10 protein-coding genes are annotated in these 14,320 nt (G+C 67.2%); 1 reads left to right on the forward strand and 9 read right to left on the reverse strand.

Annotated elements, in window-relative coordinates; genetic code table 11:
• Window positions 1–13 precede the first annotated feature (13 nt).
• The 3 genes from mlaE to U9J39_RS19400 form a co-directional block, all read right to left on the reverse strand.
• Window positions 14–793, reverse strand: a complete 780-nt coding sequence (mlaE, locus tag U9J39_RS19390; RefSeq protein ID WP_326347832.1) for a lipid asymmetry maintenance ABC transporter permease subunit MlaE — start codon at window positions 791–793, stop codon at window positions 14–16.
• Between the two features lie 8 nt (window positions 794–801).
• The gene (locus tag U9J39_RS19395) at window positions 802–1,620 is read right to left on the reverse strand and encodes an ABC transporter ATP-binding protein (RefSeq protein ID WP_326347799.1); all 819 of its coding nucleotides are present in this window, start codon (window positions 1,618–1,620) and stop codon (window positions 802–804) included.
• A gap of 176 nt (window positions 1,621–1,796) precedes the next feature.
• Window positions 1,797–2,888: a tripartite tricarboxylate transporter substrate binding protein gene (locus tag U9J39_RS19400; protein ID WP_115711101.1), complete on the reverse strand. Its 1,092-nt coding sequence runs from the start codon at window positions 2,886–2,888 to the stop codon at window positions 1,797–1,799.
• A gap of 221 nt (window positions 2,889–3,109) precedes the next feature.
• Between U9J39_RS19400 and U9J39_RS19405 the strand changes: the two genes are divergently transcribed.
• Window positions 3,110–3,649 (forward strand): GNAT family N-acetyltransferase, encoded by a 540-nt coding sequence (locus tag U9J39_RS19405; RefSeq protein ID WP_115711103.1) that lies wholly within the window; start codon window positions 3,110–3,112, stop codon window positions 3,647–3,649.
• 76 nt (window positions 3,650–3,725) lie between these two features.
• Here the strand turns inward: U9J39_RS19405 and U9J39_RS19410 are convergent, their stop codons facing one another.
• The 6 genes from U9J39_RS19410 to U9J39_RS19435 all read right to left on the reverse strand — a co-directional run bounded on the left by U9J39_RS19410 (window position 3,726) and on the right by U9J39_RS19435 (window position 14,155).
• Window positions 3,726–5,189, reverse strand: coding sequence for a glutamate synthase subunit beta (locus U9J39_RS19410; protein WP_115711104.1), 1,464 nt, complete (start codon window positions 5,187–5,189; stop codon window positions 3,726–3,728).
• Window positions 5,190–5,317: 128 nt separating this feature from the next.
• On the reverse strand, window positions 5,318–10,114 hold the full coding sequence (locus tag U9J39_RS19415; protein ID WP_442784909.1) for a glutamate synthase-related protein: 4,797 nt from the start codon (window positions 10,112–10,114) through the stop codon (window positions 5,318–5,320).
• A gap of 291 nt (window positions 10,115–10,405) precedes the next feature.
• A complete protein-coding gene (locus U9J39_RS19420; RefSeq protein WP_326347800.1) occupies window positions 10,406–11,125 on the reverse strand; it encodes a transposase in 720 nt (239 codons plus the stop codon).
• A 55-nt stretch (window positions 11,126–11,180) separates the two neighbouring features.
• Window positions 11,181–12,323, reverse strand: coding sequence for a deoxyguanosinetriphosphate triphosphohydrolase (locus U9J39_RS19425; RefSeq protein WP_092317552.1), 1,143 nt, complete (start codon window positions 12,321–12,323; stop codon window positions 11,181–11,183).
• A 48-nt stretch (window positions 12,324–12,371) separates the two neighbouring features.
• A complete protein-coding gene (aroB, locus tag U9J39_RS19430; protein WP_326347801.1) occupies window positions 12,372–13,478 on the reverse strand; it encodes a 3-dehydroquinate synthase in 1,107 nt (368 codons plus the stop codon).
• Complete coding sequence (locus U9J39_RS19435) at window positions 13,475–14,155, reverse strand: shikimate kinase (protein WP_373429525.1); 681 nt, start codon at window positions 14,153–14,155, stop codon at window positions 13,475–13,477. The genes aroB and U9J39_RS19435 overlap by 4 nt, the downstream gene beginning before the upstream one ends.
• Window positions 14,156–14,320: the final 165 nt, after the last annotated feature.

A 14,320-nucleotide genomic window follows, 5' to 3' on the forward strand; every position in this document is an offset into this window, starting at 1 on the left:
GCGGCCATCCGCCTCAATTGCTGAACATCAGCGCCGTCAGCAGGAAATCCAGTCCCAGCACCGCGAGCGACGCGATCACCACGGTGCGGGTGGTCGCGCGCGAGACGCCTTCCGGCGTGGGCTTGGCCTCGAACCCCTGGTACAGCGCAATGAACGTCACCGCGATGCCAAAGATAAAGCTCTTGATCACGCCGTTGAGCACGTCGGCGCGCACGTCCACGCCGCCCTGCATCTGCGACCAGAAGGCACCTGCGTCGACGCCGATCAGTTGCACCCCGACTACGTAACCGCCCAGGATGCCCACCGCGCTGAAGATCGCGGCCAGCACCGGCATGGCGATCACGCCCGCCCAGAAGCGCGGCGCGACCACCCGCTGCAGCGGGTTCACCGCCATCATTTCCATCGCCGTGAGCTGCTCGCCCGCCTTCATCAGCCCAATTTCGGCAGTCAGCGAGGTGCCGGCGCGGCCGGCGAACAGCAACGCCGTCACCACCGGGCCCAGTTCCCGCACCAGCGACAGCGCCACCAGCAGCCCCAGCGCCTGCTCGGAGCCGTAGCGGTTGAGCGTGTAGTAGCCCTGCAGCCCGAGCACGAAGCCGACGAACAGGCCCGACACCGCGATGATCACCAGCGACAGGTTGCCGACAAAAAAGACCTGGTCAGTCACCAGCCGGAAGCGGCGCAGCAGCGCCGGCGACATTGCCAGCACGGCCAGGAACATGCGCGTGGCATGGCCCAGCCCGGAAATGCTGCGGCGCACGGCCGCGCCGATGGTGCTGAAGAAGCCCGTCAGGAAGCCGGTCATCGCGCCCCTCCGGCGAAATCCTCGGCCAGCGATGGTCCGGCATAGTGGAACGGCACCGGGCCGTCGGCCTCGGCGTGGACGAACTGGTGCACGAACGGATCGGTGGAGGCGCGCAGGACCTCGGGCGTGCCTTCGGCGGCGATGCGCCCGTCGGCAATGAAATAGACGTAGTCGGCGATCTGGAAGGTCTCGTGCACGTCGTGCGAGACGATGATGGTGGTGGCGCCGAGCGCGTCGTTGAGGCTGCGGATCAGCCGCGCGGTCAGTCCCAGCGAGATCGGATCCAGGCCGGCGAAGGGCTCGTCATACATCAGCAGCGCCGGATCCAGCGCGATCGCTCGCGCCAGCGCCACGCGCCGCGCCATGCCGCCGGAGATCTGCGACGGCATCAGGTCGCGCGCGCCGCGCAGGCCGACCGCGTTGAGCTTCATCAGCACCAGGTCGCGGATCATCGACTCGGGCAGGTCGGTGTGCTCGCGCAGCGGGAAGGCGACGTTGTCGAACACCGACAGGTCGGTAAACAGCGCGCCGAACTGGAACAGCATCCCCATCTGGCGGCGCACGGCGTACAGGCCGGCGGTATCAAGCTGGTGAATGTCGGTGCCGGCAAAGCGCACCGCGCCCGCCTGCGGCCGCACCTGGCCGCCGATCAGCCGCAGCACCGTGGTCTTGCCGCAGCCCGATCCGCCCATCACCGCGATCACCTTGCCGCGCGGGAATTGCATGGTCAGGCCGGACAGGATCGGCTTGCCGTGGTCCGCGTAGGCGAAATCCACCGCAGTCAGTTCGACAAGGTTTTGAGCAGAATCGGTCACGTTGGCACCGGTCGGGACAGGGGCGCATTATAAGGTGTACTACCTAGCCCTGCTGGTACCCGTGTGTCTCGCGCCACATGAAGCGCGGCTGTGGTGCCTCAGAATTCTCCTGCCGGGCGGCAACTGGCCGATTTCCCCTGGAAACCGGCCACTGTCCCACCGCGCCGCGGTGCCGCTCAAGGCTCCTGCGCGATCGGCACGTCCCTGAGGATGACCTGCCACTGGATCGATTCCGAGCGGATCGCGGTGGCAAACGCCTCCGGCGAGTCGCGCAGCGGCGTCAGGCCGGCGGCCTGCAGGCGCGAGCGCACCTCGCGTTCGGCCATCACGCCGTCCAGCTCACCGGCCAGCCGCGCCACGATGGCGCGCGGCGTCTTGGCCGGCGCCATCACGCCGAACCAGGCCGCCGCGGCGTAGCCGTCCTGCCCGGATTCCTGCAGCGTCGGCACCAGCGGCGCCAGCGGGGAACGCGCCACGCCGGTCACGCCGACCAGCCGCAGCCCGCCGCTCTTGACCTGGCTCTGGACTGCCGCGAACGAACAGAAGCAGGCGCTGATGCGGCCGGCCAGCATCTCCTGCACCACCGCGGCCTCGCCCTTGGCCGTGACCAGCGGCACGCCGCCGCGCAGGCCGCGCACCGCGTACTCGGCGTACAGGTGGGAAGGGCTGCCGGGCTGGCCGTAGCCGTAGCTGTAGGAACCGGGACTCGACTTCACCGCGGTCATCCATTGTTCCGGGGTGCGCATCGGCAGCCGGGCGTCGATCACCAGGAACAGCGGCGTGGTGGCGACGCGCGCCACCGGCGTGAAATCGCGCACGACGTCGTAGGGCACCGGCTCCAGCCCCGGCTGGATCAGCATGTTGGCCTGGTGGAACAGCAGCGTATGGCCATCGGAGCTGGCCTTGGCGACGACATCGCCGGCAATGGTCCCGGCGCTGCCGGGACGGTTGTCGACCTCGACCGGCACGCCGAGCCTCGCCGACAGGCGCTCGGCCAGCATCCGCGCCACGGCGTCGGCGACGCCGCCGGCAGGGAACGGCACGATCAGACGCATCGGGCGATCAGGGAAGGACATGCTGCGCGCAAGCGGCTGGGTGCCGGCATGCGCGGGCCTGGCTGGCACGGCGAACGCCAGCGTGGCACAGCCCATGGCGACCAGGCACAGCACGCGCGGCAGCCAGCGCCGGGCGGCGGTGGCCGCGGGCAGGCGCGGCGCGAACTTCGCTTTACCTCGCCAAAGTCGCGACAGATTGCGCACTTCGGACATCGTTTTCCTCCGGCCCGTCTCCTGAGGAGGCGGCAAACAGGTTCTGGGGAAAATGGATAGGCGAGGCAGTTTCCGTTAGTTGTTTTTGAAAATTGTAAGGACAATGTCGGGGCCGCCACAGGCACGTAAACCATAGCCGGGAGAACCCTGAAGGCCTTGCTGCGCCTTGCCAAATGCGCCCTCGCGCCTGGCCACGCAAAGCGCGCCGCTATAATCCGCCGATGACGAATTTCACCGTGCGGCGCATGGTCTTGGCCGACCTGCCGGCCGTGCTGGCGGTGCAGGCCAGCTGCTATACCGAGGTACTGCTCGAAGGCGAGTCAGCGCTGGCCAGCCGGCTGGCGCTGTCGCCGGCCACCTGCTGGGTCGCGCACGATGCCGCGCAGCACGGCACCCTCGCCGCCTACCTGTTTACCCACGCCTGGCCCGAAGACAGCCTGCCGCCGCTGGACGGCGTGCTCGACGATGGCTGGCGCCTGCATGCCGCCCCGGACACCCTGACCTGGTTCGTGCACGACATGGCCGTGGCCCCGGCCGGCCGCGGTGCCGGGCTGGCGCCGCGCCTGTACGCAGCGGCGCAGGCGGCCGCGCACGCCGCCGGGCTGCGGCGCTCGCGGCTGATCGCGGTGCAGTCCGCGGCGCAGTGGTGGCGCAGGCTCGGCTACGCCCCGGTGCCGGCGCAACTAGCCGCGCGGCATGCCGGCAAACTGGCGGCATACGGTGCCAGCGCGGTACTGATGGAGCGGACGCTGGCCGGCTGACGCCGCCATCGCGCAGACAACAAAAAGCCCGCCGGCTTGCGCCAGGCGGGCTTTTTGTTGCGGCGCTGACGCCGGATCAGCGCGGCAGGTCGCTATGCCCCATCAGGAACGCATCGACCGAGCGCGCGGCCTGGCGGCCTTCGCGGATCGCCCACACCACCAGCGACTGGCCGCGGCGCACATCGCCGGCGGCGAACACCTTGGGCACGTTGGTGTGGTAGGCGCGCTCGCCTTCGGTCGAGGCCTTGGCGTTCTTGCGCGCATCGGTGTCGACGCCAAACGCTTCCAGCATCGAGCCCACCGGGTTGGTGAAGCCCATCGCCAGCAGCACCAGGTCGGCCGGCAGGATGAACTCGCTGCCTTCGACTTCCTGCATGCGGCCGTCCTTCCATTCGACGCGGCAGGCCTTCAGCGCGGTGACCTTGCCGTTCTCGCCGATGAATTCCTTGGTGGCAACCGACCAGTCGCGCTCGCAGCCTTCGTCGTGCGACGACGAGGTGCGCAGCTTGATCGGCCAGTACGGCCACACCAGCGGCTTGTTTTCTTCTTCCGGCGGCTGCGGCAGCAGCTCGAACTGGGTCACCGAGGTGGCGCCGTGGCGGTTGGACGTGCCGACGCAGTCAGAGCCGGTATCGCCGCCGCCGATTACGATCACGTTCTTGCCTTCGGCGCGGATCTCGTTGGCGCCGTCGCCGGCCACTTCCTTGTTCTGCGGAATCAGGAATTCCAGCGCGAAGTGGATGCCGGCCAGGTCACGGCCCGGCACCGGCAGGTCGCGCGGCACTTCGGAGCCGCCCGCCAGCACCACGGCGTCGAACTGTTCCATCAGGGCCTGGGCCGAGATGGTTTCGCGCGCATAGTTCTTGATGCCGGCCGGCAGTTCGCCGTCGGTCACCATCACGCCGGGGCGGAAGGTCACGCCTTCGGCCTGCATCTGTTCGATGCGGCGGTCGATCAGCGACTTCTCCATCTTGAAGTCGGGGATGCCGTAGCGCAGCAGGCCGCCGATGCGGTCGTTCTTCTCGAACACGGTCACGTCATGGCCGGCGCGTGCCAGCTGCTGCGCGGCAGCCATGCCGGCGGGGCCGGAGCCGACCACGGCGACGGTCTTGCCGGTCTTGTGGCGCGGCAGTTGCGGCCTGACCCAGCCTTCTTCCCAGGCCTTGTCGATGATGGCGTGCTCGAGCGACTTGATGCCCACCGGCAGCTCGTTGATGCCCAGCGTGCAGGCGGCCTCGCACGGGGCCGGGCAGATGCGGCCGGTAAATTCAGGGAAGTTGTTGGTCTGGTGCAGCACCTCGATCGCCGACTTCCAGTCCTGGCGGTACACCAGGTCGTTGAAGTCAGGGATGATGTTGTTGACCGGGCAGCCGTTGTTGCAGAACGGGATGCCGCAGTCCATGCAGCGCGCACCCTGGAGCTTCGCTTCGCTGTCGGACAGCGCGAACACGAATTCCTTGTAGTGCTTCACGCGCTTGACTACCGGTTCGTAGCCTTCATTCTGGCGCGGAAATTCGAGAAAGCCAGTCGCCTTACCCATGTTGCGTCCTTGGTCATGCTGCGCGGGACCGGCGGCGTCGCCGGCCCTGCGGTGGGGTCAGTATCTTGTCGGGACCGCGGCGGCTTGCCGCGGCCCTTCGCTACGTTGGTTTGCTGCGCTCGTCTCGCTCAGGCCGCGATGGCTTCGCGGTCGCTGTCACGGGCGGCCTGTTCCTTGGCGTACATCTCGCCCAGCGCGCGCTTGTACTCGGTCGGGAAGACCTTGACGAACTTGCGGCGTGCCGTGGTCCAGTCCGCCAGCAGCGCCTTGGCGCGCTCGGAACCGGTGTAGCGGAAGTGCTGCTCGATCAGGCTGCGCAGGATGGTTTCATCGAGCACGCGCTTGCCGTCGACCTTGTGCCACGAAGCCTGGGGCTGGCCCTTCTCCTGGTCGGCCGAGGCCAGCACCGCTTCCAGCGCCACCATCGAGGTGTTGCAGCGCTTGTCGAACAGGCCGTCCTCGTCGTAGATATAGGCCACACCGCCCGACATGCCGGCCGCGAAGTTGCGGCCGGTGCCGCCCAGCACCACCACCGTGCCGCCGGTCATGTACTCGCAACCGTGGTCGCCGGTGCCTTCCACCACTGCCACGGCGCCCGAGTTGCGCACCGCGAAGCGCTCGCCGGCGACGCCGTTGAAGAACGCTTCACCGGCGATGGCACCGTACAGCACGGTATTGCCGACGATGATGTTGCGGGTCGGATCGCCGCGGAACTCGTGCGGGGCGCGCACGATCACGCGTCCGCCCGACAGGCCCTTGCCAACGTAGTCGTTGCCGTCGCCCACCAGGTCCAGCGTGATGCCGTGCGCCAGGAACGCGCCGAACGACTGGCCGGCGGTGCCTTGCAGCTGGATGTGGATGGTGTCGTCAGGCAGGCCCTCATGGCCGTACTGCTTGGCGACCACGCCGGACAGCATCGCGCCCACCGTACGGTTGACGTTCTTGACCGGCTGGATGAACGACACGCGTTCGCCCTTCTCGATCGCCGGACGAGCCTTGGCGATCAGCACGTGGTCCAGCGCCTTGCCGGCCTCGGCCGACAGGCCGTGGTCCTGCACGTCGGTGTGGTACAGCGGCACGTCCGCGCCCAGCTGCACCTGGTGGAAGATGCGGCTGAAGTCCAGGCCGCGCGCCTTCCAGTGCTCGATGCCAGCCTTGGTGTCGAGCAGGTCGGCGCGGCCGATCAGCTCGTCGAAGGTGCGGATGCCCAGCTGGGCCATGATCTCGCGGGCCTCTTCCGCAACGAAGAAGAAGAAGTTGACCACGTGTTCCGGCTTGCCCTGGAACTTCTTGCGCAGCTGCGGATCCTGCGTGGCCACGCCCACCGGGCAGGTGTTCAGGTGGCACTTGCGCATCATGATGCAGCCCTCGGCAACCAGCGGTGCCGTGGCGAAGCCGAATTCGTCGGCGCCCAGCAGCGCGCCGATGACGACGTCGCGGCCGGTCTTCATCTGGCCGTCGGCCTGCACGCGGATGCGGTTGCGCAGGCCGTTGAGCAGCAGCGTCTGCTGCGTTTCGGCCAGGCCCAGCTCCCACGGCGTGCCGGCGTGCTTGATCGACGACCACGGCGAGGCACCGGTGCCGCCGTCATGGCCGGCGATCACGACGTGGTCGGCCTTGGCCTTGGACACGCCCGCGGCCACCGTGCCGACGCCCACTTCGGACACCAGCTTGACCGAGATATCCGACGACGGGTTGACGTTCTTCAGGTCGTGGATCAGCTGTGCCAGATCCTCGATCGAGTAGATGTCGTGGTGCGGAGGCGGCGAGATCAGGCCCACGCCCGGCACCGAGTAACGCAGCTTGCCGATGTAGTCCGAGACCTTGTGGCCCGGCAGCTGGCCGCCTTCGCCCGGCTTGGCGCCCTGCGCCATCTTGATCTGGATCTGGTCGGCCGAGGCCAGGTATTCGGCGGTCACGCCGAAACGGCCCGACGCCACCTGCTTGATCTTCGAGCGCAGCGAGTCGCCGGCCTGCAGCTCCAGGTCCTTCTCGATCACGCCGTCGCCGAGCACGCCCTTGAGCGTATCGCCCTGCTTGATGGGGATGCCGCGCAGTTCGTTGCGGTAGCGCTTCTCGTCCTCGCCGCCTTCGCCGGTGTTGGACTTGCCGCCGATGCGGTTCATCGCCAGCGCCAGCGTGGTGTGGGCCTCGGTCGAGATCGAGCCGAGCGACATCGCGCCGGTGGCGAAGCGCTTGACGATTTCCTTGGCGGGCTCGACTTCTTCCAGCGGAATCGCCTTGGCCGGATCGACCTTGAACTCGAACAGGCCGCGCAGCGTCATGTGGCGCTTGCTCTGGTCGTTGATGATGTTGGCGTATTCCTTGTACGTCTGGTAGGCGCCCTTGCCGTCGTCGGCGCGCACCGAGTGCTGCAGCTTGGCGATCGAGTCCGGAGTCCACATGTGCTCTTCGCCGCGGATGCGGAAGGCGTACTCGCCGCCGGCGTCCAGCATGTTCTCGAGCACCGGGTTGTTGCCGAAGGCGTCCTTGTGCAGGCGCAGCGCTTCCTCGGCGACCTCGAAGATGCCGATGCCCTCGACGTTCGACGGCGTGCCGTGGAAGTACTTCTGCACCAGCTCGCGCGACAGGCCGATGGCTTCGAAGATCTGCGCGCCGGTGTACGACATGTAGGTCGAGATGCCCATCTTGGACATCACCTTGAACAGGCCCTTGCCGACCGCCTTGACGAAGTTCTTGACCGCCTTTTCCGGCGACAGGTCGCCCGACAGGCCGCTGGCCATGTCGGCCAGGGTTTCCATCGCCAGGTACGGGTGCACGGCTTCGGCGCCGTAGCCGGCCAGCAGCGCGAAGTGGTGCACTTCACGCGCGGTGCCGGTCTCGACCACCAGGCCGGTGGAGGTGCGCAGGCCCTTCTCCACCAGGTGGTGGTGGATCGCGGAGGTGGCCAGCAGCGCCGGGATGGCGACATGGTCGGCATCCACCGGGCGGTCGGTCACGATCAGGATGTTGTAGCCCGAACGCACCGCATCCACGGCTTCGGCGCACAGCGAGGCCAGGCGCGCTTCGATGCCTTCCTTGCCCCACGCGGTCGGGTAGCAGATGTTCAGTTCGTACGAACGGAACTTGCCGCCGGTGTAGTGCTCGATGTTGCGGATCTTGGCGATGTCCTTGAAGTCCAGCACCGGCTGGGACACTTCAAGACGCATCGGCGGGTTGATGTTGTTCAGCTCGAGCAGGTTCGGCTTCGGGCCGATGAACGACACCAGCGACATCACCATGTTCTCGCGGATCGGGTCGATCGGCGGGTTGGTGACCTGGGCGAACAGCTGCTTGAAGTAGTGGTACAGCGTCTTGTTCTTGGACGACAGGATCGCCAGCGGCGAGTCGTTGCCCATCGAGCCGGTGGCTTCCTCGCCGGCCAGCGCCATCGGCGCCATCAGGAACTTGACGTCTTCCTGGGTGTAGCCGAAGGCCTGCTGGCGGTCCAGCAGCTTGGCCACCGGCTTCTTCTCGGCGGCGACGTCTTCCGGCTTGGCGTCGATCTCGTCGAGCTTGATGCGGACAGCGTCGATCCAGCTCTTGTACGGCTTGGCGTTGGCCAGGTTGTCCTTCAGTTCCTTGTCGTCGATGATGCGACCCTGCTCCATGTCGATCAGGAACATCTTGCCCGGCTGCAGGCGCCACTTCTCAACGATGCGCGACTCGGGGAACGGCAGCACGCCGGCTTCCGAAGCCAGCACCACGACGTCGTCCTCGGTCACGTAGAAGCGTGCCGGGCGCAGGCCGTTGCGGTCCAGCGTGGCGCCGATCTGGCGGCCATCGGTGAAGCAGATCGCAGCCGGGCCGTCCCACGGCTCCATCATCGCGGCGTGGTATTCGTAGAAGGCGCGACGGTTGTCGTCCATCAGCGTGTGCTGCTCCCACGCTTCCGGGATCATCATCATCATCGCGTGGACCAGCGGGTAGCCGGCCATCGTCAGCAGTTCGAGGCAGTTGTCGAACGATGCCGTATCGGACTGGCCCGGGTAGATCAGCGGCCACAGCTTGGGCAGGTCGTCGCCCAGCACCGGCGACGAGATCGCGCCGGTACGCGCGTTGATCCAGTTGACGTTGCCCTTGACCGTGTTGATTTCGCCGTTGTGGGCGACCATGCGGTACGGGTGGGCCAGTTCCCAGGCCGGGAAGGTGTTGGTCGAGAAGCGCTGGTGCACCAGGGCCAGGGCCGACACGGCGCGCTGGTCCTGCAGGTCCAGGTAGTACTCGCCGACCTGGTTGGCCAGCAGCAGGCCCTTGTACACGACGGTACGGGCCGACATCGACGGCACGAAGTATTCCTTGCCGTGCTTGAGCTTGAGCGCCTGGATGGCGTGGCTGGCGGTCTTGCGGATGACGTAGAGCTTACGTTCCAGCGCGTCGGTGGTCATGATGTCGCGGCCGCGACCGATGAAGATCTGGCGGATCACCGGCTCGGTCTTGCGCACCGTCGGGGACATCGGCATGGCGGCGTCGACCGGCACGTCGCGCCAGCCCAGCACGACCTGGCCTTCCAGGCGGACCGTGCGCTCCAGCTCCTGCTCGCAGGCCAGGCGCGAGGCGTGTTCCTTCGGCAGGAAGATCATGCCCACGCCATATTCGCCCGCGGGCGGCAGGCTGACGCCCTGCGCCGCCATTTCTTCACGGTAGAACTGGTCCGGGATCTGGATCAGGATGCCGGCGCCGTCGCCCATCAGCGGGTCGGCCCCGACCGCGCCGCGGTGGTCCAGGTTCTCCAGGATCTTCAGGCCCTGGGAAATGATCTCGTGCGACTTCTTGCCCTTGATATGCGCGACCATGCCGACGCCGCAGGCGTCATGCTCGTTGCTCGGGTCGTACATGCCTTGCGCCTGCGGACGCAGGTCGAGGGCGGAGGAAGACTCGCTGATTGACTCGCTGGTCTGCGCTTGGGCCGAAAGGTTCTTCATTTGGTCCACGGGCTGAATTCCGGTGAAGGCTGCGCGAACTGCTGGACTACCGGAACGGGGACCGCGCGCTTTCTGAAATCCACCCAGACCGGTGGACCGGCGGGAAGGGAAATGGGGACGAAGCTGTCAGCGGGCCGCAGCGGCGTACACGAGCGTGACGCGCCGCACAATGACTGTGGGTGGAGCAACTATATGGGAATCGCCTGCGCCTCGCAAAAAAATTAAATGGGGTCGGATTACATTAAATAACGCACCGTTTCGGTGAATCAATTAAATGGGGACACATAAGCTTTATGGCGTTTTTGCCGCATTTCCAGGCGCCGGATGCACCTTTTTGGGGCGACCTTTCGGCAAAGGCTGGACCCGTCGTGGACCATGTCTCTCCAGCTGCGCCAAGAATGCGTCGCCGCCGAGCGGCCAGCCGCTATGCGCATGGGCGCGCAACGTCTCCAGGGTCTTGCCGGACAGGCCTTCGGCGCTGAGCGTCCGGTAGTTCGATTGCCGTTCGAACGGGGTATTGCCCAGCTCCCAGTAGGCGGCGTGGTCGCTGACAAAGGGACTGGCCTCGATGCCGGCGTGGTGGCGGTAGCTGCTCCAGCGGTCGGCGTCTGGACTGTTGACCTCCCCCGCGCGCACCGCGTTGCCCTCGACATAGAGCATGGCCGGCAGCAGCCACTGGGCCGGATCGAACACGGCGGAACGGAAGCGACCCTCCCACAAGGTGCCGGTGCGGCCCGCGACGCGGTTGAAGTAGCGCGCGTAGCGGCGTCCGACCGCCTGCATGGTCAGGCTAAGCGCGTCCTCACTTTTCGGCGTTGCCACCAGGTGTACGTGATTGGGCCGCAGCGCATAGGCGTGGATAGCGAGGTCGTGCTCGCGCGCGGCCATGCGCAGGCAGTCGAGGTAATGCACGTAGTCGTTGGCGCCCAGAAAGACGGGCTGGCGGTTGTTGCCGCGCTGCAACACCAATGCGGGCAATCCGGTGGGGGAAAATCGGGGAAGACGGGCCATGACAGGGTCGTGCGGGCTGCGATGCCCGCATCATAGCCTGATCCGTCCCTAATTTTCAGGGCGCAGTGCCCTCGCTGACCGCGAAGATGCGGCGATGTTCGCGGATGGCGTAGCGGTCGGTCATGCCGGCAATGTAATGGGCAATCAGCCGCGACTGGTCGCCGCCATGGCTGGCCTGGTACTGGGGCGGCAGCAGGCGCGGATCGGACATGAAGGCCTGGAACAGGTCGCCGACGATGCGCTGCGCCTTGGCCGACATCCGCATCACCAGGTAATGCCGGTACAGGTGCCGGAACAGGAAGCGCTTGAGCGCCGCGGCTTCCTCGTGGATCTGCGCACTGAAGCCGACCAGCGGCCCGGCGGCCCGCACCGCGTCGATATTGCGCGGGTTGGTGTCGGCGATATTGCGGCTGGTGGTTTCGATCAGGTCGACGATCAGCGTGTTGATCATGCGCCGGACCGTCTCGTTGATGGCGCGCCGGCCATTGATGCCGGGGAAGGCCTCGGCCACCTCGGCCCGGTGGCGGCCCCACATCGGCACCTCGTCGAGCTGCTCCAGCGTCAGCAGCCCGGAGCGCAGGCCGTCGTCGATATCGTGGTTGTTGTAGGCGATCTCGTCGGCAAGGTTGGCCAGCTGGGCCTCCAGCGACGGTTGCGTGCCTTCCAGGAAGCGCCGGCCCAGCTCGCCCAGCGCCGACGCATTGACGCGCGAGCAATGCTTGAGGATGCCCTCGCGCGTCTCGAAGGTCAGGTTCAGGCCGTTGAAGCCGCCGTAGCGCTCTTCCAGCTCGTCCACCACCAGCAGGCTCTGCAGGTTGTGCTCGAAGCCGCCGTGGTTCTTCATGCACTGGTTCAGCGCATCCTGCCCGGCGTGGCCAAACGGGGTGTGCCCCAGGTCGTGCGCCAGCGAGATCGCCTCGACCAGGTCCTCGTTCAGGCGCAGGTTGCGCGCGATCGAGCGGGCGATCTGCGCCACTTCCAGGCTGTGGGTGAGCCTGGTGCGGAACAGGTCGCCCTCGTGGTTGACGAAGACCTGGGTCTTGTACTCGAGCCGCCGGAACGCCGTGCTGTGGATCACGCGGTCGCGGTCGCGCTGGAATTCACTGCGCGACAGCGACGCGGGTTCGGCGTGCACGCGCCCGCGCGTCTGCGCGGAGCGGGCGGCGTACGGGGCGAGGTGGCTTTCAAAGTCGGTCATGCAGCGCGTCCGGTGGCTGGGTCGGGGTGGCGAGGCATAACCGATCGGTCAGGCGACCGGTGCCTCGGTGGGAGGTTTCAGGACGGCGTGGGCCAGCGTCGCGCGCAGATCCGCGTCCGGCACGCTGGTAATGAACGCCTCGCCGAGCTTCTTCAGCAAAATGAACTTGATGCTGCCGGCCTCGGCCTTCTTGTCGACCTTCATCAGTTCGATATAGCGGTCGGCGCCCAGTTCCGGCGCCACCACCGGCAGCATCGCCGCCTGCGTCAGCGTGCGCACGCGCGCCAGCGTCTCGATATCGATAAAGCCCAGCCGGTGCGACAGGTCGGCGGCCATCACCATGCCACAGCCCACGGCTTCCCCGTGCAGCCAGGCGCCGTAGCCCATGCCGGCCTCGATCGCGTGGCCGAAGGTATGGCCGAAATTGAGGATGGCACGCAGTCCGCCCTCGCGCTCGTCCTGCGCCACCACGCCCGCCTTGATCTCGCACGAGCGCTGCACGGCAACCGCCATCAGCTCCGGGTCGCAGGCATTCAGCGCCTGGATGTTGCGCTCGATCCAGCCGAAGTAATCGGCATCGGCAATGGCACCGTGCTTGATGACTTCGGCCATGCCCGCGGCCAGTTCGCGCGGCGGCAGCGTGCGCAGCGTGTCAATGTCGGCGATCACCGCGTTGGGCTGGTGGAACGCGCCGATCATGTTTTTGCCCAGCGGGTGGTTGATGCCGGTCTTGCCGCCCACCGACGAATCCACCTGCGCCAGCAGCGTGGTCGGCATCTGGATGAACGGCACGCCGCGCATGTAGCAGGCGGCGGCAAACCCGGTCATGTCGCCCACCACGCCGCCGCCCAGCGCCACCAGCGTGGTCTTGCGGTCTGCGCTTGCCTGCAGCAAGGCATCGAAGATGCGGTTCAGCGTTTCCCAGTGCTTGAAGGCCTCGCCGTCGGGCAGCGTGACGGTGCGCACGGTCTTGCCCAGCGCGGCCAGGGTTGCCTCGACGCGCGCCGCATAGAGCGGGCCGACGGTTTCATTGGTGACGATGACGGCGTGCTGGCCGCGCACGTGCGGGCGCAGCAGCTCGGCGTTGTCGAGCAGGCCGGTGCCGATATGGATGGGGTAGCTGCGCTCGCCCAGGTCGACTTCAAGGGTAATCATGGATTGGGGTCCTGCGCCGGCGGCTCGACATCGCCCGCGGGCGGGGACGCCGGCTGCGGGGGATCGATCCGGAAACCGGCCATTTCAAGTTGCATCAACACCATATTAGCAAGCTGCGCCACCGAGGGCTTGCCAGTTTCGATGATGAAGTCGGCGACTTCGCGGTACAGCGGATCGCGCTCGGCGTACAGCGCCTCGAGCTTGCCCTTGGGATCTTCGGTCTGCAGCAGCGGGCGGTTGCGGTCGTGCCGGGTACGCAGCCACAGGTCGTGCGGGCTGGCGCGCAGGTATACGACCGTGCCGCGGGACTTCAGCACCTCGCGGTTCTCGGCGCGCAGCACCGCGCCACCGCCGGTGGCCAGCACGATGCCCTGGCGCTGCGCCAGTTCGCGGATCATCGCGGCCTCGCGGTCGCGGAAGCCGGCCTCGCCCTCGAGTTCGAAGATCACCGGGATGCGCACGCCGCAGTGCGCCTCCAGTTCGTGGTCGGAATCGAAGAACGGATAGTGCAGGCGCCGCGCCACCGTGCGGCCCACGGTGGTCTTGCCGGCGCCCATCAGGCCGACGAAAAAGAGGTTGGGTCGATCGGATTCCGGGCGGTCGGCATCGGATCGTTCGGCTTCGCGCCGATCCGGCGCCTGGCGCTGCGCCGCCGGCCCTGTCGCTGAGGCTGTCACGGGACTGTGGTTCGGGAGCGCGGCATGCGGGCCGTCCTCCCCGGTTGGGAACTGCATCATCTTCTTATGTTGTGGCGCGGCCGGCAAGTGCCGAATGCGGCATAGGCCGCATTTCTCGCCGTCGCGCATGCATTCCGGGCCGAGCCCGGGCCCGGCTGTTTGCGG

Source organism: Cupriavidus sp. SS-3 (assembly GCF_035818815.1).
Lineage (GTDB): Bacteria > Pseudomonadota > Gammaproteobacteria > Burkholderiales > Burkholderiaceae > Cupriavidus > Cupriavidus taiwanensis_C.

Coding starts and splice junctions, on each gene's coding strand:
- U9J39_RS19400 (WP_115711101.1), bottom strand. CDS start 2,888: ATGTCCGAAGTGCGCAATCTGTCGCGACTTTGGCGAGGTAAAGCGAAG.
- U9J39_RS19405 (WP_115711103.1), top strand. CDS start 3,110: ATGACGAATTTCACCGTGCGGCGCATGGTCTTGGCCGACCTGCCGGCC.
- U9J39_RS19410 (WP_115711104.1), bottom strand. CDS start 5,189: ATGGGTAAGGCGACTGGCTTTCTCGAATTTCCGCGCCAGAATGAAGGC.
- U9J39_RS19415 (WP_442784909.1), bottom strand. CDS start 10,114: ATGAAGAACCTTTCGGCCCAAGCGCAGACCAGCGAGTCAATCAGCGAG.
- U9J39_RS19420 (WP_326347800.1), bottom strand. CDS start 11,125: ATGGCCCGTCTTCCCCGATTTTCCCCCACCGGATTGCCCGCATTGGTG.
- U9J39_RS19425 (WP_092317552.1), bottom strand. CDS start 12,323: ATGACCGACTTTGAAAGCCACCTCGCCCCGTACGCCGCCCGCTCCGCG.
- aroB (WP_326347801.1), bottom strand. CDS start 13,478: ATGATTACCCTTGAAGTCGACCTGGGCGAGCGCAGCTACCCCATCCAT.